The sequence below is a fragment of the Phormidium sp. FACHB-592 genome (genome assembly GCF_014695795.1).
Lineage (GTDB): Bacteria > Cyanobacteriota > Cyanobacteriia > Leptolyngbyales > Leptolyngbyaceae > Stenomitos.
The window spans coordinates 21,610-38,477 of record NZ_JACJOZ010000042.1; the positions used below are offsets into that span (position 1 = coordinate 21,610).

Annotated in this window: 20 protein-coding genes; 11 read left to right on the top strand and 9 right to left on the bottom strand. The window is 51.6% G+C overall.

Annotated features, from left to right (window positions below; all coding sequences use genetic code 11):
- The first annotated feature begins 62 nt into the window (after nucleotides 1–62).
- Nucleotides 63–299 carry a hypothetical protein gene (locus tag H6F86_RS10620; protein ID WP_190448574.1) on the top strand — a complete coding sequence of 79 codons (237 nt, stop codon included), beginning with the start codon at nucleotides 63–65 and terminating at the stop codon, nucleotides 297–299.
- Nucleotides 300–536: 237 nt separating this feature from the next.
- On the opposite strand, the gene H6F86_RS10625 is transcribed toward H6F86_RS10620, so the two are convergent.
- From H6F86_RS10625 to H6F86_RS10635, 3 genes are all read right to left on the bottom strand, one after another.
- The gene (locus H6F86_RS10625; RefSeq protein ID WP_190448575.1) at nucleotides 537–761 is read right to left on the bottom strand and encodes a helix-turn-helix transcriptional regulator; all 225 of its coding nucleotides are present in this window, start codon (nucleotides 759–761) and stop codon (nucleotides 537–539) included.
- Between the two features lie 225 nt (nucleotides 762–986).
- Nucleotides 987–1,601, bottom strand: a complete 615-nt coding sequence (locus H6F86_RS10630; RefSeq protein WP_190448576.1) for a tyrosine-type recombinase/integrase — start codon at nucleotides 1,599–1,601, stop codon at nucleotides 987–989.
- Nucleotides 1,598–2,689, bottom strand: a complete 1,092-nt coding sequence (locus H6F86_RS10635) for a PDDEXK nuclease domain-containing protein (protein WP_190448577.1) — start codon at nucleotides 2,687–2,689, stop codon at nucleotides 1,598–1,600. Before H6F86_RS10635 ends, H6F86_RS10630 begins: the two co-directional genes overlap by 4 nt.
- A 616-nt stretch (nucleotides 2,690–3,305) precedes the next feature.
- Here H6F86_RS10635 and H6F86_RS10640 point away from each other — a divergent pair.
- Nucleotides 3,306–4,256 (top strand): hypothetical protein, encoded by a 951-nt coding sequence (locus H6F86_RS10640; protein ID WP_190448578.1) that lies wholly within the window; start codon nucleotides 3,306–3,308, stop codon nucleotides 4,254–4,256.
- Between the two features lie 214 nt (nucleotides 4,257–4,470).
- Here H6F86_RS10640 and H6F86_RS10645 read toward each other — a convergent pair whose 3' ends face one another.
- Together H6F86_RS10645 and H6F86_RS10650 are read right to left on the bottom strand one after the other, a co-directional pair.
- Complete coding sequence (locus tag H6F86_RS10645) at nucleotides 4,471–5,082, bottom strand: Uma2 family endonuclease (protein ID WP_347240121.1); 612 nt, start codon at nucleotides 5,080–5,082, stop codon at nucleotides 4,471–4,473.
- Nucleotides 5,083–5,236: 154 nt separating this feature from the next.
- Nucleotides 5,237–5,440, bottom strand: coding sequence for a hypothetical protein (locus H6F86_RS10650; RefSeq protein ID WP_190448579.1), 204 nt, complete (start codon nucleotides 5,438–5,440; stop codon nucleotides 5,237–5,239).
- Between the two features lie 171 nt (nucleotides 5,441–5,611).
- Between H6F86_RS10650 and H6F86_RS10655 the strand changes: the two genes are divergently transcribed.
- The 4 genes from H6F86_RS10655 to H6F86_RS10670 all read left to right on the top strand — a co-directional run bounded on the left by H6F86_RS10655 (nucleotide 5,612) and on the right by H6F86_RS10670 (nucleotide 7,936).
- Nucleotides 5,612–6,052, top strand: coding sequence for a hypothetical protein (locus tag H6F86_RS10655; RefSeq protein ID WP_190448580.1), 441 nt, complete (start codon nucleotides 5,612–5,614; stop codon nucleotides 6,050–6,052).
- The gene (locus H6F86_RS10660) at nucleotides 6,049–6,387 is read left to right on the top strand and encodes a helix-turn-helix domain-containing protein (protein WP_190448581.1); all 339 of its coding nucleotides are present in this window, start codon (nucleotides 6,049–6,051) and stop codon (nucleotides 6,385–6,387) included. Before H6F86_RS10655 ends, H6F86_RS10660 begins: the two co-directional genes overlap by 4 nt.
- A gap of 65 nt (nucleotides 6,388–6,452) precedes the next feature.
- Nucleotides 6,453–7,160 carry a hypothetical protein gene (locus tag H6F86_RS10665; protein WP_190448582.1) on the top strand — a complete coding sequence of 236 codons (708 nt, stop codon included), beginning with the start codon at nucleotides 6,453–6,455 and terminating at the stop codon, nucleotides 7,158–7,160.
- Entirely contained in the window at nucleotides 7,157–7,936 is a 780-nt protein-coding gene (locus H6F86_RS10670) for a hypothetical protein (RefSeq protein WP_190448583.1), read from the top strand. Before H6F86_RS10665 ends, H6F86_RS10670 begins: the two co-directional genes overlap by 4 nt.
- A 355-nt stretch (nucleotides 7,937–8,291) precedes the next feature.
- On the opposite strand, the gene H6F86_RS10675 is transcribed toward H6F86_RS10670, so the two are convergent.
- Both H6F86_RS10675 and H6F86_RS10680 read right to left on the bottom strand, forming a co-directional pair.
- Complete coding sequence (locus tag H6F86_RS10675; RefSeq protein ID WP_190448584.1) at nucleotides 8,292–9,014, bottom strand: ParB N-terminal domain-containing protein; 723 nt, start codon at nucleotides 9,012–9,014, stop codon at nucleotides 8,292–8,294.
- Between the two features lie 2 nt (nucleotides 9,015–9,016).
- Entirely contained in the window at nucleotides 9,017–9,643 is a 627-nt protein-coding gene (locus H6F86_RS10680) for a ParA family protein (RefSeq protein ID WP_190448585.1), read from the bottom strand.
- A gap of 605 nt (nucleotides 9,644–10,248) precedes the next feature.
- Here H6F86_RS10680 and H6F86_RS10685 point away from each other — a divergent pair.
- A complete protein-coding gene (locus H6F86_RS10685; protein ID WP_190448586.1) occupies nucleotides 10,249–10,437 on the top strand; it encodes a hypothetical protein in 189 nt (62 codons plus the stop codon).
- 55 nt (nucleotides 10,438–10,492) lie between these two features.
- Here H6F86_RS10685 and H6F86_RS10690 read toward each other — a convergent pair whose 3' ends face one another.
- Nucleotides 10,493–10,690: a hypothetical protein gene (locus H6F86_RS10690; RefSeq protein ID WP_190448587.1), complete on the bottom strand. Its 198-nt coding sequence runs from the start codon at nucleotides 10,688–10,690 to the stop codon at nucleotides 10,493–10,495.
- A 218-nt stretch (nucleotides 10,691–10,908) separates the two neighbouring features.
- Here H6F86_RS10690 and H6F86_RS10695 point away from each other — a divergent pair, with 218 nt between their 5' ends.
- The 4 genes from H6F86_RS10695 to H6F86_RS10710 all read left to right on the top strand — a co-directional run bounded on the left by H6F86_RS10695 (nucleotide 10,909) and on the right by H6F86_RS10710 (nucleotide 16,148).
- Nucleotides 10,909–14,748: an NACHT domain-containing protein gene (locus tag H6F86_RS10695; RefSeq protein WP_190448588.1), complete on the top strand. Its 3,840-nt coding sequence runs from the start codon at nucleotides 10,909–10,911 to the stop codon at nucleotides 14,746–14,748.
- 427 nt (nucleotides 14,749–15,175) lie between these two features.
- Entirely contained in the window at nucleotides 15,176–15,568 is a 393-nt protein-coding gene (locus H6F86_RS10700) for a hypothetical protein (protein WP_199305209.1), read from the top strand.
- A gap of 76 nt (nucleotides 15,569–15,644) precedes the next feature.
- On the top strand, nucleotides 15,645–15,971 hold the full coding sequence (locus H6F86_RS10705) for a hypothetical protein (protein ID WP_199305210.1): 327 nt from the start codon (nucleotides 15,645–15,647) through the stop codon (nucleotides 15,969–15,971).
- A 39-nt stretch (nucleotides 15,972–16,010) separates the two neighbouring features.
- Nucleotides 16,011–16,148: a hypothetical protein gene (locus tag H6F86_RS10710; RefSeq protein WP_190448589.1), complete on the top strand. Its 138-nt coding sequence runs from the start codon at nucleotides 16,011–16,013 to the stop codon at nucleotides 16,146–16,148.
- 37 nt (nucleotides 16,149–16,185) lie between these two features.
- Here the strand turns inward: H6F86_RS10710 and H6F86_RS10715 are convergent.
- Nucleotides 16,186–16,868, bottom strand: a 683-nt coding sequence (locus tag H6F86_RS10715) for a hypothetical protein (RefSeq protein WP_190448590.1), incomplete at its 5' end; no start/stop codon positions are given.

Consider the following 16,868-nt stretch of genomic DNA (forward strand, 5'->3'; position numbering starts at 1 on the left):
TGAAAGTAGCTCTCTGCTAAAGTCTGCCTATGCTTGGAAACAACCAAACTCCAACTAAAAGCATGGGTAAGCCGTCACTGATGACGCACGCGCAGCAGCAAAAAACTAATTCTGTAACTCTCTATCCACGGTTGCTCGGAGAGAGCCGCTTACTTAGGTTCGACGACTCTTTCACCTGGATTGGAGTGGTGCAGAGTAAAAACTTGGAAAAAAGTCACCAAGATATTGCAGCGTTTGGTGCTTCCGTGTATCCTAAAAGGAGAGAATACGCAGGTAAGCAAGAAACGTTGATTCCTTAACTGAATGCGCTGACCGGCACAAATTAAGTTAAGTAACTTACTCTGAATCCACAACCAAATAGCGCTTTAATCCCTTTCTGTTTGGCGACAGTGAGGGTTTTGGCGCAGAACAAAATAATTATACAGACTATTTCACTAAGTGGATTGAGTCGTTGGTTTGCTTTGGAACAAATTCGATAACTTACCTCCTAGCAGTAAATTGTGCATTTGGTTGATTGCACCTTGAAGCCAACAACTTCAATTGGCGGGTTCGATCATATCCGACAGGCTCCAGCCTAGAAGGGTAAGCAATGTGTTGAGTTGAGTTGGTGTCAGCTTTGGCACATGCTTGTCGATTTCCCAATTGACAACAGTTCCTTCTGTTACGTCACAGGCAACGGCGATCTTTCGTCGAGTTAGCCCCTTTGACTCTCGCCGTTGTCTCATCCGCTGTCCAAGTGTTGTCTCAGCCGTACGCTGCATATAGTCAACTACTATTAGTGCTAGGTCACACGATACCAGCTTTTTTATTTGATCGATCACCAAATGTTTGTAAAGTTCTGTTAAGCATTAAGCAACTGCTATGAGTTCGTATGCTTCAGCTCTAGTGATGGTTACACCCCAAAAACTACAGGAACGTCACGTCTACTCATGAGGCAATCCCAAGTTAGGGCTGTAACCCGTGGTCGAGCTGTGCCACGCACAGTGCTAATCGTCCCACAAGCCCTTAAAACGACCGGGTGCAAGCTCTGTATACCGCACCGTGTGCTGAATGTTGCAATGTCCTAAATAGGCTTGGATCGTGCGCGTATCTACACCTTTATTTGCCAGGTAGTACCCCGTGCCATGCCGCAACATATGTGGATGTGTTGGAAACGGTAACGCTGCCAGTTTTCCGGCTTGCTCCACGATGCCCGCGATCGTGTCGTTTGCTAGTGGTCCTTTGCGGCTGGACTGAAAGACGAAGGGCGAAGTCGGGTACTCTCGCTGGAGCTTTCGTAGCGCTCGCGTTTCATCACCACCCAACGGTTGAGTGGAAGGTGTGCCACGCTTGATCCGCCGCACATGGATGTTGCCTGATGCGAAATCAACCTGCTCCCACTTCAAATTAGCGGCTTCTTCCACCCGTAGCCCGTGCCGATAGATCACCAGGATGAGGGTGCTATCCCGATGGGCATGGCGACCACCATTCTTCTTAATTGCCTCGCGCATGGCTTCTACCTCTTCCGTCAGCAGGTGTTCGCGCGATCGCACTTCTGTGTATTTGCGTGCGTTAGGCGACTTTCTGGATACTGTCTTTTGCATGTCCTGAGTTGTTTTCATGAGGGTAGTGCCTCATCAGACTCGCTTTGTACTGTCTCGTCTAACGTTGCCTCGATTGATGCCGCTGCGGTATTAAGCACGATTTCCAATTGCGCCACTGAAGGCAGACTGCTTTCCAAGGCGGGCGGTAGTTGGGACTGGAGTTGATAGGACGAGACACCAATGGGTAAGTGACTACCTTGCAGCGCATATTCAACGAGCGTGCGGTCTTTGGACTTGCACAGGATGATGCCGATCGTTGGATCATCCCGTTCAGTGCGTAACAAGTTATCTACTGCCGCCACATAGAAACCCATCTGCCCTGAGTGCTGCGGCTCGAATTCACCCATTTTCAGGTCAATCACTACGTAACGGTGCAGTGGGATGTGATAGAAAAGCAGGTCGATGCGGTACTCTTTGCCACTGACTTCTAGGGGATGCTGGCTACCCACAAAGGCAAAGCCTGTGCCCAGTTCCATCAGAAAGTCGCGGATATGCTCGACTAACCCCCGCTCCAAGTCACGCTCCTGCGCCTCTTCACCTAGCGTCAGGAAGTCCAGCGCATACGGGTCTTTGATGAGTTGGTGCGCTAAATCCGATTGTGCTGGGGGCAGGGTGCGCTCAAAGTTAGTGATCGCTCCACCTTGACGCTCGTGCAGCCGACTCTCAATCTGCATGACTAAGATATTGCGACTCCAGCCGTTGGCAATCGTTTTTTGAATGTACCAAAGCCGCGTCTGCGGGTCTTTAACCTTCTCCAGAATCACGCAGTTGTGAAACCAGGGTATTTGGACAGCAAGCTGCTGACCAATTTCGCCAGCGGGATAAGCGTCCGCAAAAGTCCGCATGTACTTGAGGTTGGAGCGGGATAAGCCCTTCATTTCAGGGAACTCCCGCTTCAGGTCTTGAGCCAAGCGATCGATCACCTTCGCCCCCCACCCTTCCTCTTTTTGTCGTTGCAGAATCTCTCGCCCGATCTGCCAGTAGAGCAGGATCAATTCCTGGTTGACGGCAAGCGATGCTCGCACTTGAGCGGTACGAATGCGCGTCTTCAGCGCACTCAAGAATGCGTCGTAACCTACAAGGTTGGGAAAAAGCGAGTCGGTCACAGCGTGTTCGGTTAGGTGAATGCGAGTCTTAGAGGCAGGTATTGAGACACGATTTGAGAATGGTGATACTTGCCTGCTGGTCAGTCTCCAACGGTTTTACCAACTTTCGATAGTTGGAGGGTATCATCCAAGCAGCGGTCAAAGTGCGTCACTACTTTAGAGTACTGCGTCATTTTACCAACTTTCATTCAAAAGTTGGTATTGCAAGACAAAGCAGGCGATCGTGCTGGGAGCGATGCAGTCGAGTGGGCTACGAATCCCATGCCTACCTTTTTGAAGACGCTGCTACCTGGAAGTGGGACGAGGACAATATATTGTGTGCTGAATAATACATCTGCCCATCTCCGTAAGAAATTTGAAAAGATGCGGAAAGGTCCGGACTATCCACCTCCAGCAGCGTATTATGCGGAAAGATTCGGCATGAGCAGTAGATTTGGGGTGTTATGCAAAAAGATTCTGCATAACTACCTGCTATGGAATCTTAGGCGGAAGCTTTTAGCCTATTAATTGTTAGGTTGCTTTAGGTTACTAGTTGAGGCGGTATTTTTCCAGCTATTTTCTAGTATCAACGTAGGCTGCGAAGTTGAAGTAAGAAGGAAGTTGAAAGAAGATGAGCGTGTCGGAATACAATGCCACTCAGTCAATTGAAGCTGCTATAACAAAAATCAGAGAATTGCACCCGCAAATTGAGCAGCTTCACAATAAGTTGGGAGAGATCATTCAAGATTCTCATACGAAGCAACCATCGAGTTTCAACAAACAATCCAGTACGTACTGGAAGCTGATAATCTACAGAGATTCGCTTATCCGGATTCAGCTTTTTCTTGAGCAAAATTTTAATTACATTGAATCAATGGGGCTTTTAGCTGTTACTCGTTATCTGTTTGAGCTAACAGTTTGGTTAAAGTTGGTTCAAAAAGATGAAGAATACGGTTTTGTGTACTATCACGAGTTAATAGTGACAAAATCAAAATATTTTACGGATCTTCGTAAACACATTACTCGTGAAGTTGATTTTCTTCGAGAAACCGATGTTGAGGAGAAGCATCTCATTGAGAGGCGAATTCATGAGGCTACAGTACTATCTGATTCAGAGTCACGCCAAGAGTCACTATTGCAGCTTGGCAAAAGTGTTGAAAAAGAAATTGATGACAAAGCTTCACGAAAATTTAGTATCTATGGTGAGCAGGCACAGATTAACGGTTATGGCTTTCAAGCTCTTTTGGTTGAGACAAAAATATTACCAGATATTGACCAATCTATTACTGAACTAGAGGTTGAGCTTAATCAATTTAAACATACTGTTGCAGTCAGTATACACCTGTCCATTCCTAAACGATGGAACTGGAAAGAACAAGCAAAGCTTGTTGATATAGAGGATGAATATAACTTTATCTATTCCTACACGAGCAAGTTACTTCATGCTATTCCTGTAAGCTTAACAACTAATCAGAAAAATTTAGAAATAAGTGAAATGATAATTTTTCTTAAATATATCTACGTCCGTTTGCTAGACATCATTGATATGGCAGAACAATTACTGCTTACTACAAATGCGAGCAGTTGATCCACAGTGCCAGCAACCTAACAATTCTGGTGCAGAGGATTGACCGAAACCGCTTGGGTTGGATGCAAAGATATTGGCAACTGCTGACCCGAACCGTTAGGCTGATTCTTGGTTTGGGAAAACTGTTCACTATCTAAGCAAGCCAAAAGCTACGGGAAAGCTATCATCGCTTTGTCTCTCAGCTTACCGTCTGTCTGGCAGAGGTTTAGCTTCCCTAAATTCCCTTACGGAACTCGCGCATTGCCTCTAGCCTGGAAGTCTCACCCATCAACACACAACGGGTCAGCAACTCAACGTCAAGCCCTGCCAATTCAGGAATCTCACTGCGGTTAAGCCGCTCATAGCCGTTTTCACGCAAACGATACAGCGTAAACACGCCATCCTGCCAGAACCATACCTCCGGTACGCCCAATGCTTGATAGCGCTGCAATTTGCTGGGTCCGCCACTGGTGAAAATGACTTCAATCGACAGGTCTGGAACGGGCTTGGATGTGCCAATGCAGTAGGACTCATCTGCTTGAGCTGATGCTGTGCCTTCGCGTTCCTGCGTCATCGAGCCAGTGGGTTCAAACTCAATACCGTGTTCTTCAAAATAGATGCCTAACAGTAAGGCAATGATGCCTTTGAACACTTCATGGTCACGTCCCGGCATCAGAATCTCGATCGTACCGTCGTAATAGAACAGGCGAGTGCCTGGGGAGTCTTCAAGCCCCTGTTGAATCAGCTTGAACTGTTCCCATGAGCGTCCTGACAGGACAACACGCTGCTCGGTTATGGGGGTTGCCGTTGCCGTAGTCATCATGCGCCTCACTTGCTGCGTTCGCACAGCGTCCTTAAAGAAGAATCGTCAACAGCTTGCAGAGCCTCACTGACCCGTGTTAAGGCTGCTGCGTTCTTGATCAACATGCCAGCAAGGTTGACTGCTATTTTAAGCGTACCTTCTTGGCAAGGGGAACCGACTACGTTAGCGAGCGAGTGTCCTACGACTCTTCTGGAGTCGCTGCTTGGATCTGTGCCAACCATAGGCGCACCGCATTTTCTAACGCCTCAGATAGCGTTGTTTCTTGCAACATGCAGGTGGCTTTGAACTGTAACGCTAGCTCCTTCGGAATGAAACCGCTGACCTGCGCGTACTTAGGGTCATCTCGCTTACCCCCCGCCATTGATTCTAATCCTTCGCTCATGATTTCACTCCTTAGTATCTCTCCTGCTTTCAAGCTCAGCTTAAGTTCACGAATATCTGAGTTTCAGAGTTCGTGAACTCATGATAGCATCCAAACAAGCAACAAACCGTCAGCAACAGCATTGCCTTGCCGACGAGCTTAGCTGGGAAGCCCTTTGATAAACATGACGTAATGGATAGGAAGCCTATGAAGGGTACAGCAGACGATCAGGAAAAGCCGCAGGCAGTGGCTGAGCATCTCAGGCGGCTTGCAGAGCAACGGTTTGGTACTCTCCTGTCTTCCAACGCTGATGCTGTTGGAATGACTGTCGAAATTACGCTGCCAGACAATTTGCCGAAAACAATGCCGCTGCCCCTGCACTTTATCGGCGATCATGTGCTGTACCAGGGAATCTCAAGCCATGAATGCGGTGTCATTATAGGCATGGAGTATGTCCCCGCTCATCATCGACAGGGCTGGCAGTGGCGCTATCAAATCTATCTAGACTCGTGCTCTCCCAGTAAAGCCTGGTTAAGCATAGAGACTGCCTGGGAAGACGACGTAGTGCCAGCGAACGCTCAGGCAGAGACTACTGCATCGGCGCAAGCGCTAGCGGAGACGGAAATGCCATGACAGCCAGGCAGCCACGCGCCCTTGGAGCACGCGAAAACGAGATTCTGGCAGCTTACCTCCGGTGCCAGCAGACTCTTGTCCTCTCTCCGCAGGACTTCTATCGCAAATGGCTGGTTTCACAAGAAATGATGGCAAGGATCTGCCTCTGTAGTCGGGTTACAGTGGAACGCTGGTTCGCCACAGGGAAAAACTTTCGACCACCAGAATTACTCTATCAACAACGGTTGGCACAGATTGATTTCCTGTGGGAACATTTCGAGTCATTGCCCAAACGGTGGCGGCGCGTGTATTGTCAACCCCCATCACGTCGGCAAAACCAAGATCCATCACCGTGAGGGAAGTTAATTGCTTTCTTTCACTGCTGCGACATACGGTGAGAAGCAGTGAAAGACTTGATGCTATGCCCATTGAAATTACGTTAGAGCGCAGAAAAATTGTCCTAGATGGTAACACGGCTGCTCTTGCCAAAGGTGCAACTAGCCGAGACTTCCTCCGCAAGCAGTTTGAGCACGCGATCGCACTACAGCCGTCCCTCTACACTGATGCCGGTTTGCTCCAGGTGCAAACAGCTAGTCTGAATTTCCTCATCACCCGGTACTCAGAGCAGCTTGTTCGCAATGCACTCCAGGAAGTTGAGTTTTTTCTCTCTCGCAAGCGTCCGTTTTACTCAGAACCTGGGTACGCACCGCTCTACTACTTCAGCCATCAGGTAAGCCATGCCAGTAGCAAGGCAAGTAGGCATACGATCAACAAGAGCGCTCTAGCTGCCGTTGGGGAAGGCACCGCTGCCTTGCTACTGCAACAACTGCTGCACGCTCGTATTCTTAGTCGACCCATTCATGACTACCCTGATTTAGTTGGGCTAGGGGCACCCACAGGCAGACAAATTGTGAATAGCAAGCTTTATCTGACTGAGGTGAAAGCGACTTGTATGCGGTCTGTCGGGGCGATGAAACAGACACTTGCCGAAGAGGTGTTTCGACTCGCCGCTTATACCGCTGCGGCACAAGATTTGGAACCGTCAGTAAGTATGGTGGGGCTGCTCATCGGCATCGTAGTCCACCGAATTGATCGGTTCCATGCGCTGCTCACTGAGGTCACTTTATGACCAAGCTGTTTCCGGTGCAATCGCAGCGAGACTTTCTGCTAGAAGCAGTAACAGCGCTGGCAAGAGCCAATGCAGAGCAGGAAACGGCTGTGGCAGGCAGTCTGCTTGATGATTGTCTTACGTCACTCGTCTTGGAAGAGATGAAGAAAACGGTTCGGTTTCATGCACGGGCAGGCTATCGCAATCAAGGTACATTGCTAGACCAGGCGCTTGATCAGGTAGAGCGGTTGTTGTATCGCCATTTGGCTTGGCAGCAGGACGGTTGCCCTGACTGGAACTGGCGACAAGTGCGCGAAACGCTGAAGCAGCCAGCGCTTTGTCTAGAAGCATTACAGGCGAACTTGATGGCGGCAAACAGAGAGCATCCTTTGCCTGAGGAACAAAGGGTGACTGAAGGCACTGAGGTACCGTTCGACATTCTGGTTTTGATGGACTACGAAACTGAAGGCTTGGTTGCCGTACCGATCGAGAGCGAGCAATGTCACTTGGATCTAGAGCGCGTTCAGGCTCAAGAAGGATGGGTTGTTACAGGTAGCTACTTCCCCTTTGAAGTCATCGCTGGCGACTTTATTTTCGTCATTTCTGACGCTGGGGAAATCATCTTACAGACGCACCATTTTCCTGCTTCACTTATTGAGCAAGCACGACAGATACTAACGCTCTTGGCTCAATGCCTTTACACGAAAGGTCAGTCTCCTTTCTTCGTAGCCACAATGAAGTCAGAGGAGTGCCAAGACTCCTACGAGGAGTGGGAGCCTGATGAAGCAGTACGCTGATGCAGTTGTGGCGGAAGTTTACCCCTTCAAAAGCCACAAATGGCAAGACGGATAGAGTAGTGTATTATCCTTCGTTAACTGACGAAGGATAGGTGTCATTAGTAATCCACATCCTGTGTGCTTGATTGATGTTTGCATGAGATGTGATTTGTTTTTAGGCTTTTTGGCAAGCAGCTTTTTCCAGGCACCGCCCTTATCTAGGTCAACGGTGCGATCACGCAAACCATAATGTCCCCACGTGGTGGCAACCTGAATCAACACTACGACCTCTACATAAGTCGGATGTTCGCGGCTACGATACGGCGTGCTGTTGAAGCGGGTAACATCGGAAAAGCAGGAAGCACCACTTCAGCCTTTAGTTAGCCTTGACCGACTCATCAATCGCATCCTGTAACAGTTGCTTAAATTTTGGTAGCTGTTCAAGCAGCTTTTGTGCCGCTGGTGCATCTGGGGCAGTCGCCTCCCACTGCTCCAACTCCTTCATTGCCTTTTTAATAAATGTGCAACTCTGCACATTTTTCGGTGGCTCGTCTCCCGCAAGGTAGCTCATTACCGTGCGGCGACTTTTGCCAATGATTGTTTGGAGCGCAGGAGCAAGCGCTTTCTCGCCTGCCTTCGGTCTACCTTTGCCGTCTTTATAGCCAGCCTGTCTCAGTCGTTCTGCGATAGCTCTGACTTCAGAAGGGGTATAGTCACGTCGCTGCTCGTTTTCGGCAATCTCAATTTCTAAAGCGCGAGCTGGTTCCGCTTCTGCGTCGAACTCCATGACTCGCACAGGTACGCCAGCCGTAAAGTGCTGCTTGAAGGTGTCTAAGTCAGCCTCCTTCAATTGCACGATTGCGGCTAATCGATGTCCACCTGCCAGCAACCGACCTTGCTTGTCTACTGCCAGCGGCTCAATCAGCCCTAAAGCTGCGATCGACTCAGCTAAAGCCTCAACGTGTGCAGGATTGAGCGGTCGTGTATCAGCTTCTCGCGGTTTAATCGCCTCTAAAGGCATTACAGCATTATTACCAGACGCAACACCAACGCGCTTGGTATTACTCTGAGCAGTTTGGATCAGGTTATTAAGGCTCATAGCTATCTGCGTGATTTTGTAAGCTTCCACAATTCAGCGCCCACCGCTTTCCACTCGACCGCAGCGCCCACCGCAGCTTTACCAGGCAGCATGGCGACAGTACAGCCCGTCAATTCGGCATCGAGATAGCAGTCACGGCGTTGAATGGTTTGAGTAAAGGTAGGGATATTCGCCTCAACCAACGCTTGCTGTACGCGTTCACCTCTGCGTGAAGGGCGAGGTGGCACCAGAGACAATAGCACACGGTAGCGATCAGAGTTGAGTTCCTTGAACTGAGTCAAGGTTTGAATCGTTGCCTCAATCGCGGCGGGTGAACAGGAGGTAGGAATAATCAAAAAATCGGCGAAATCGGTAAGCTGAGCTAGTTCTTCTTCGTCCGGGTTCCCTGGTGTGTCGATTACCAAATCAGTAAAACCAGCAGGCGGCTGCTCATCACCGTCGAAGACAGTGAAGCCAACTTTGTGATCAGAGGCAAGCCCCCGCTTATACCAATTCAGGGCAGTGCGGATAGCATCACCGTCACCTAACACTACTTTTCGACCTTTATGGTGACTTAATGACTCCGCGACGTGAATTGCCGTAATTGTTTTGGACACTCCACCCTTAAAACTCAGGACAACAATGATCATCCAACTAGCCCCAAATTTATGCTCCAGTCCCGATTTTTCGACGTTTGTGTATCCATCATCAATTCTGCCATGCCGCTAACGGTTGAAACTCTTGCTGATTAATTTTGCTGTAAGAATCTCAGGCTGTTTGATTAAACTGATGCAGTAAGTGGCAATCGCCCTGTCGTTAGCAGGCGTCCCTCGCTCCCCCACCAACAGAGTTAACGACCTGCACCCAGCTTTTCGGGTCTTTTAATCCCTCCGTTTCATCGGTTTGTAGACAATGCACACCATTTTGCTGTCCTTCCACCAAGTAATGGGAAGCTTACGCTAGGCATCATCAATGCATCCCACTTGCAGCAGACAGGCTTCCCGCTCCCTGAGTCCAGACGAAACATCCGCAGTTCCAGAGCCAGGAAGCACAGGTTTCAGCTACGATCAAGGCACAAAAGCTGTTTACGCACCACGCCTCTGTGTCAAAGCAGGGGCTTTATTGTGGGCGTTGGCAGTCCAGTATAACCGCGCTGTCGTACTGTCACCAGGGTGAGGGGAGAGACCGCTCCACACAGTTATCACACTAATCGGTTAGACTGCATAGCTTTGGTGCAGACCGAAGGTGACTTACTATGCCCCAACCGACCAAGCAGCAACAATTAGCAGCCCTAGCACAGGCAGAAGCAGCTTTACACTTAGCGGGCGTGAAGTGTCAGAGAGACCCATACAACAGCACCTTTCGTTTAGAGCAAGCACAGTGGCAGGCAACGGTACAAAGACTGAGAGCGCAGTTATTTGGGCAGGGAGGGTATGAAGGCTAGTGGGGAAAGGCTGAGGGCGAGAGACAGGACAGCGGCACAACGGCACAGCAAGAGTCTAGAGACGGCACTGAGGCAGCACAAGCAGCATCACTCCCCCTTTACCGGAACGTCCTATGCGCTCACCCTCAAACGCAACGGGTCCGCGCACGTGCTGCCACCACCTTAAGCCCACGAATAGAAAGCGCCAGTCGCTCAAGCATTTGGGCGGCTTACCCTCAAACCCGTGCCCGATAAACTGGAAGACCCAACCCACGGTAGTCGGGCTTTCAGTTTACTCCATTGACTGTGGCGGGAGGGAGACGGTAATCGCAGCCCAGCTACTGAGAATTGTTGATCATTTGTCAGCAACCTTGTAATCAAATTTTTTATAAGCCATGATGACGAAATAATTGGGTTTGTCTTCAGGATGGTTATCAAACAATTGACGCAGATGAAGCACTGAGCCTCGATCCCTCGTCCCCAATCAAAGGCATGGTAGCTAGAAAAAAAGCCCCTCCATTCTCTCTCAAGCAGCTCAAGCGTAAACTGCCCTTCAGCCTGTTTGCCCTAGTCCTCACCGCATTGCTGCTGCTCCACGCAACACCCCTCCCTTCTCAAACGCCCTCACCATCCGCTACAGATGGTTGTCAGGTTCCCCAGCCGCTCTGTCAGGAGATTCGCCAACTCGCGCAGGATGATGTTGAAGCCGAAATCCTCCGCAGAACGCCCTATGCCATTGATCAATTCAAGGAGCTGCATCCCGACTGGAAAACTGCGCCATCCAGAGTAAAACTGGCGATTGGCAAAACCTACGACACGGAATACACCCAACGGAGTGAAACCAATAAAAAAGATCCTCTCAAGGCGTTCCAGAAGCTCTTTGAAAACGGGTTCGCTCTTCCTCTTCTAGCGCTTGCTGCCATTCTGGGCGGATTGCTGAACGACACCATTAAACAATGGCTGACAGCCCTATCCACCAAGATTGGCAACTGGATCTATGCCCGCTTCGCCGGAATCCCGCTCTTCCGGGGGATTGCCCTACGGCGATATCGAGCAGCAGTAGCAAAGAAATACCATGAACTGCACATTCCCTTTCGCCCCAATCGCCCCCTGCAAATGGCACAGGTCTATGTGCCACTCAAGGTAAAGGGTACCCACAACACAGAACAGGTCGATGCCTATCAGGCAATGGCTCAAGCGCCACGTTTGATGGTGACGGGACAACCCGGTTCAGGCAAGTCAATGTTGCTGAAGCACCTGGCTCTTAGCTATGCCGAAGGTCGGTTACTCATTCCGGGGCAACCCGTGGCGATTTTGCTGGAGCTGCATCGGCTGAGTGACCTATCCAAGAAGATTGAACAACATCTGGTCGAGGCACTGGCACGGGATGATTTTCCCAAAGCGAACCGGTTTGTCACTCAGGCATTGCAGGGACCACTGATGCTGCTATTGGATGGACTGGATGAGGTCAACAGCAGTGACCGTCCCCAGGTAGTCAAAGGACTGCGAGACTTTTTGGATACATACGAAAACTGTCGGGTCATCATCACCTGCCGCTCCCAGGTGTACCAGGGCGAGTTTGCCGACAAGGTAACCCAAACGCTGGAGGTAGTAGACTTTAGCGACCAGCAGATCCGCCGCTTTCTGGAGTGCTGGAAGTCATTCATGCCGCCGGAAAAGTCGATCGAGCAACTGCTGCGTACCTTGCGAGACAGACCCCGAATTATGGAGCTTGCCCGTAACCCGCTGCTGCTCACCATCATTGCTTACCTCTACACCGACACCCCTTTTGTCCTGCCCCACTCCCGCGCCGAGTTTTACCGGGCATCCACCGAAATCCTGCTGGAAACCTGGGATCACGCAAAGCATGGCACCCCCAATGTCTACAAAGGCATGACCAAGCGCCTAGTGCTACAACAGTTGGCGCTTCACAGCCAGAATAGTGCAGCTCAGCAGCAGCAGGACAAGCGCAGCATCGACGTTCGTACGGTGTGGGCACAAATCAAAGCAATTCTGCCAGAGTTGAACCGCGACCCAGATAAGGATACAGAACCCCTGCTGCGGGAGATTGTGGAACGGAGCGGATTATTCATGCCCGTTGATGGCGGTGAGAAGTACCAGTTTGCCCATCTCACCTTGCAGGAGTTTTTTGCGGCAGCACAGTTGCTCCATCATCCAGACGATCTGGTGCAACGGTTTCAGGCAGACCCAGCCACTTGGCTGGAACCGGTCAAACTCTGGTGTGGCTTGTCGGATGACTGCACGGCGGTGCTGCGCCAAATTTTGGCAGCAGCCCCAATCATTGCCTTTGAGGCTCTAGCAGATGCCCAAAAGGTCGATCCGGCACTGGCAGACAGCATCATTGACCAGTTCAAACCAAGGCTGAGCGATGCCGGAGCAGATGATGCGATCGCCAGGGCGTTTGGAGCCGTTGCCGCCGATCTTCGACCCAGAGGCAAAGCGGTATTTCAGTTTTTGCAGGAGTCGCTGGCAAGCAGTCCAGAGCCTGTCCGTCAGGCAGCAGCAACAGCCCTGTCCCTTACCAATTTGCCAGCCGCCGCTCAAGTCCTGGTCAATTACTACACCATCAGTCCAGCCGTCATGCGGCCACCACTCATACGACTGGGTGATCTGGCAGTGCCGCTGCTGGCACAACTGATTCAGACTGCCTCGCCTGCGACCAGGGCGTTCAACAACTTTCAGCAGGATGTCCTGAACGATTTGCAAGCAATCGGCACCCCAGACGCAGCTTTAGCGCTGGTTCAGGTTCTCTGGCATAACGACTTAAAGCTGGCAGGATGGGCAGCTTGGAATCTGGCCACTTTATTGCCTGAGTCGGAGATTGAGGATGGCCTGCGCCAATGCCGTCTGAGTGACCATCAACGACAAGCCCCTTGTTTGAATTGGATTTGGCAACCCTTTGGGGAGCCTGCCACCTCCGCCTTGCCAGTAATTGCCGGTCGAGTTGCCCACCTGCTGGTTCAAGCTCCTTTGGAAACAATGCCGGAAAAACTTCTACGACTCGATCCGCGTCTGGTGATTCCCCTCTGTTCCATTCATTTATTTGAGCAGGTCGAGTTGCCAGATCACTGGACTGCGGAAGCAGATAGCCTGTCAAAGCAACAAAAAATTACGCCTGAGATTGAACAAGCGATGACAACCACAGTCAATCTACGGTTGTTTAATCTACTGTTTAGAGATGAACCTTCCCCTTCCCATTCCCACTGGCAGAGGCTTCTGGTTCAGTTACCTCCCCAAGTTAAAATAGATTTACTTCATCGCCTCGTTCTCTATCGCCGACCACAGATCAATGATTGGCGAAACCTGTTTCGCCCCATCCAGTATGAGTTTAGAACCAGCTGTCACTACCGCTCTATCCTCCTGCTTGCCGCTGCCCTCTCCCTTGCAGCAATGTTCGGAGTCAGCTTTATAGCAGCAGACCAACCCGCAATTTTATGCTTAGGCGCTCCTGCAATCGCGGTGGTGGTTCTCTTCTGGTTGGTTCTCTGGAAGGGCATTGAAGCCCCCCTGGAACCAGACACCTTCCTCAAGTTAGGCATTTTGGGTCCCTTCACCGGCGGTCAGGAGTTGAGCCAGTCATTTCGGAAATCCCTAGCCTGGGTCGGCATTGAAAGGATGTACGAAATTCTCACAGAGCACAGTGGCGCTGTCGCTGTCGCTGTCGCTGTCGCTCTCGCTCTCGCTGCTGCTAGCCTTGGCGCTCTCGTTGGCATTGACGCTGGCGTTGACGCTGGCGCTGGTCCTGTCGCTGTCGCTGTCGCTGCCGCTCTCGCTGCTGCTGCCGCTGCCGCTGGCGCTCTCGCTGCCGCTACCGCTAGCCTTGGCGCTGCCGCTGGCCTTGACGCTGTCGCTGTCGTTGTCGCTGTCGCTGGCCCTGTCGCTGTCGTTGTCGCTGTCGCTGTCGCTGTCGCTGGTCTTGTCGCTGCCGTTGGCCCTGTCGCTGTCGCTGGCCTTGTCGCTGGCGCTGGCTTGGGAGCCTGGTATAGTCTCAAATTTCACCCAGAGCAGCGGTGGCTCCGGTGGGTTGCGCTGCTATCGTTTCCCTGGTTCTGTAGCTTCCCTATTGTGGTGGGGTTTAGCTCAGTCGCCCTCTACCGTCTGTTGCAGTGGGCATCACCCTTCACCCACCTTCCCCTCCCCCTATGGCTACAAACTGCCCTGATAGCACTGGTTTTGGCAGTAGTCTGCACCATCCTCTGGCGACGCGGACAGGCGCTTCAGGAGCGGGCGCGGAATCCGCTCCAGGGTGGCATCCTTGAGCAAGCCATCAGGGGCACCTACACCAGTCCCTTCCTCCCCTCCAACCGCTAACGCCTTCACTCTTCCCCCTCGCCTCTCTACCAACGCCTTGAACAATCGGGCAGCAGTTCGCCGTTCCCCCGGTCGTAATGTCATCAACACCGGATCAATATGTGTCAGTGGTAACGCCCCGGAAGAGGTTGAAACCACAAGGGGTGCTGTAACTTCCGTTAGACTGGCCACCTTTGTAACGAAACCGGTTCAGGTAGACCGGAGCGGCGAAGGTCAGAATCACGGACAGGTAGTTTCCAGCAGCCAGTGCGCCAAGCACTAGGTTACCATCGTTGATGTTTGCCAGCACCTAGCTGTACTGATAGACCGTGGTGCCGAGGTCTGAGGGCGTGTAGGAAAGCAACATGTATGCTTCGGTGCATGGAGCGGTCAGCGGTAGTGGCGGCATGGGTATCCTGAGCTTGTTGATGTACTCCCAGAGAGAGCCATGACCAGCCTGCTGCACCATCTGCGCGATCGCCTGCAAACCCAACTGCTGACGCTGCTACCGGCACCGACTCCGACGTATCCAACAATCAACAGTATGGGACAGCCTGAGAGCGGCGTTTCAGCAGAGACGATCCAAGCAGTAATGGAGTGGCTCTTCGCCAGTCTGATCAACGCTGGCTACTATGGACGGTCGCACCTGTACTGGCTACATACGAAAGTAGAGCCAGCACAGAATCGAGCACTTCAGCATTGCTATCGTCGGAAGGAACCTGTCTTGGGCTATCGTTGCGGTGACCGGATGCCTGCACCTCCCTCCGGGTACTACTGGCGGTTAATGCCAGAACATACATCAATGCAAATTTATCAGCTTGAAGTCAAGGACGATGCCTGAGACTCCACTCTTCCAAAGGTTGCCGGAATGCGAGCGCTGTTAGTTCAATCCGGGTAGTCCTTACCTTTGTTGCAGTGTGCATCCTGCTGGTGTGCAGAGCGATCGCTGCCCTGACTTTCGAGAAGATGCCGCTGCGGCTGATCAGCAGCGTGCGTTCATGGCACTGGAATGGGTTGCTGATGGCGGTAAAGGCTTATGGGAACCCGATGGTGCTAGCTACTACGGGGATGAGTTGGTGATCACACCAGAACAACGCTGGAGCAGGGAACAGAAGCTTGCCCTGCTAGACTGGCACCCCATGTTTACAGGACGCTGTCCGAGTTGTGAAGTAACGTTGCCCCAAACTGAGTCACCACGAGTGTACTGGGACTGTGCGTGCGGTTGGCGGGACGACAGCGTTTGACTGTTGTTGCTAACCCACAGTCCGCTTTACGGCGCAAGATTGCTTCGAGCGTCCGCAGGCAGTCGTGTCGGAGCTTTTGTCGATTCTCATGCCGAATGTGTTAACCACAGCCTGATTGGAGTGGTAGAGGGCGTGACAAACCTCGACTTAAAGGCGGCTTACTTCGTTGATGTCTAAGAGTGTCAAGTTGGGAGTAGCAGACAGCCACCGCTCTTTAGGGTGCTGCCGTTGGTAGCGCAAAAAGGTGGACAGCACCCGTCCGTTCTCCCTGAGCATTCACTGCTCTTGGGTCGCCGACGACAACATAACGATCGGAGAGGCTGACCGGGGGCAGGAATTCCTTTCTGTCCGCTCGTGGTACTAGCTTGGCGAGTTGCGACCAGTACTCGGAGTGTGGTTGACGATGAAACAGAAACACTTCCCCTTCGCTATTCCGGGCAAAGAAATTAGCTTGTTGACCAACAGCAGCAACGACCGCGTAATCGCCCTTGATGGCGACCCTACGACCAAACCCATAATCCAGCATCAAGCCGAGCAGTCCGCCCGGACGCTGCACATAGCGGGGTGCTAGTTTAGCCGTTCGTTGCCAATCACTGCTGGCAGTCGGGCGTTTGGCAATGTAAGCAGAGCCGATAAAACCGGGCGCACTGAGCACCACACCCAAGAGCAGGGTGTTCCCATCCAGCGCAACCGATCCGGTGCCACCAGAGATTCTGCGACCAAGGAGCTTCTGCGGCATGGGAAACACGAACTCTCCCTTGTAAGCCCAAGTGCCCGCTGGGGGCTGACGCTCAAAAAAGACGGCAACAGCGCCCGCTGGCTCGTTTTTGGTGCCGCCCACTAAAATAGTGTTACCACTGACTGCCACAGACCCGTTCAAATAAGGGGCTGGCTCAG

Coding starts and splice junctions, on each gene's coding strand:
- H6F86_RS10620 (WP_190448574.1), top strand. CDS start 63: ATGGGTAAGCCGTCACTGATGACGCACGCGCAGCAGCAAAAAACTAAT.
- H6F86_RS10625 (WP_190448575.1), bottom strand. CDS start 761: ATGCAGCGTACGGCTGAGACAACACTTGGACAGCGGATGAGACAACGG.
- H6F86_RS10630 (WP_190448576.1), bottom strand. CDS start 1,601: ATGAAAACAACTCAGGACATGCAAAAGACAGTATCCAGAAAGTCGCCT.
- H6F86_RS10650 (WP_190448579.1), bottom strand. CDS start 5,440: ATGAGCGAAGGATTAGAATCAATGGCGGGGGGTAAGCGAGATGACCCT.
- H6F86_RS10655 (WP_190448580.1), top strand. CDS start 5,612: ATGGATAGGAAGCCTATGAAGGGTACAGCAGACGATCAGGAAAAGCCG.
- H6F86_RS10660 (WP_190448581.1), top strand. CDS start 6,049: ATGACAGCCAGGCAGCCACGCGCCCTTGGAGCACGCGAAAACGAGATT.
- H6F86_RS10665 (WP_190448582.1), top strand. CDS start 6,453: ATGCCCATTGAAATTACGTTAGAGCGCAGAAAAATTGTCCTAGATGGT.
- H6F86_RS10670 (WP_190448583.1), top strand. CDS start 7,157: ATGACCAAGCTGTTTCCGGTGCAATCGCAGCGAGACTTTCTGCTAGAA.
- H6F86_RS10675 (WP_190448584.1), bottom strand. CDS start 9,014: ATGAGCCTTAATAACCTGATCCAAACTGCTCAGAGTAATACCAAGCGC.
- H6F86_RS10680 (WP_190448585.1), bottom strand. CDS start 9,643: ATGATCATTGTTGTCCTGAGTTTTAAGGGTGGAGTGTCCAAAACAATT.
- H6F86_RS10685 (WP_190448586.1), top strand. CDS start 10,249: ATGCCCCAACCGACCAAGCAGCAACAATTAGCAGCCCTAGCACAGGCA.
- H6F86_RS10695 (WP_190448588.1), top strand. CDS start 10,909: ATGGTAGCTAGAAAAAAAGCCCCTCCATTCTCTCTCAAGCAGCTCAAG.
- H6F86_RS10700 (WP_199305209.1), top strand. CDS start 15,176: ATGACCAGCCTGCTGCACCATCTGCGCGATCGCCTGCAAACCCAACTG.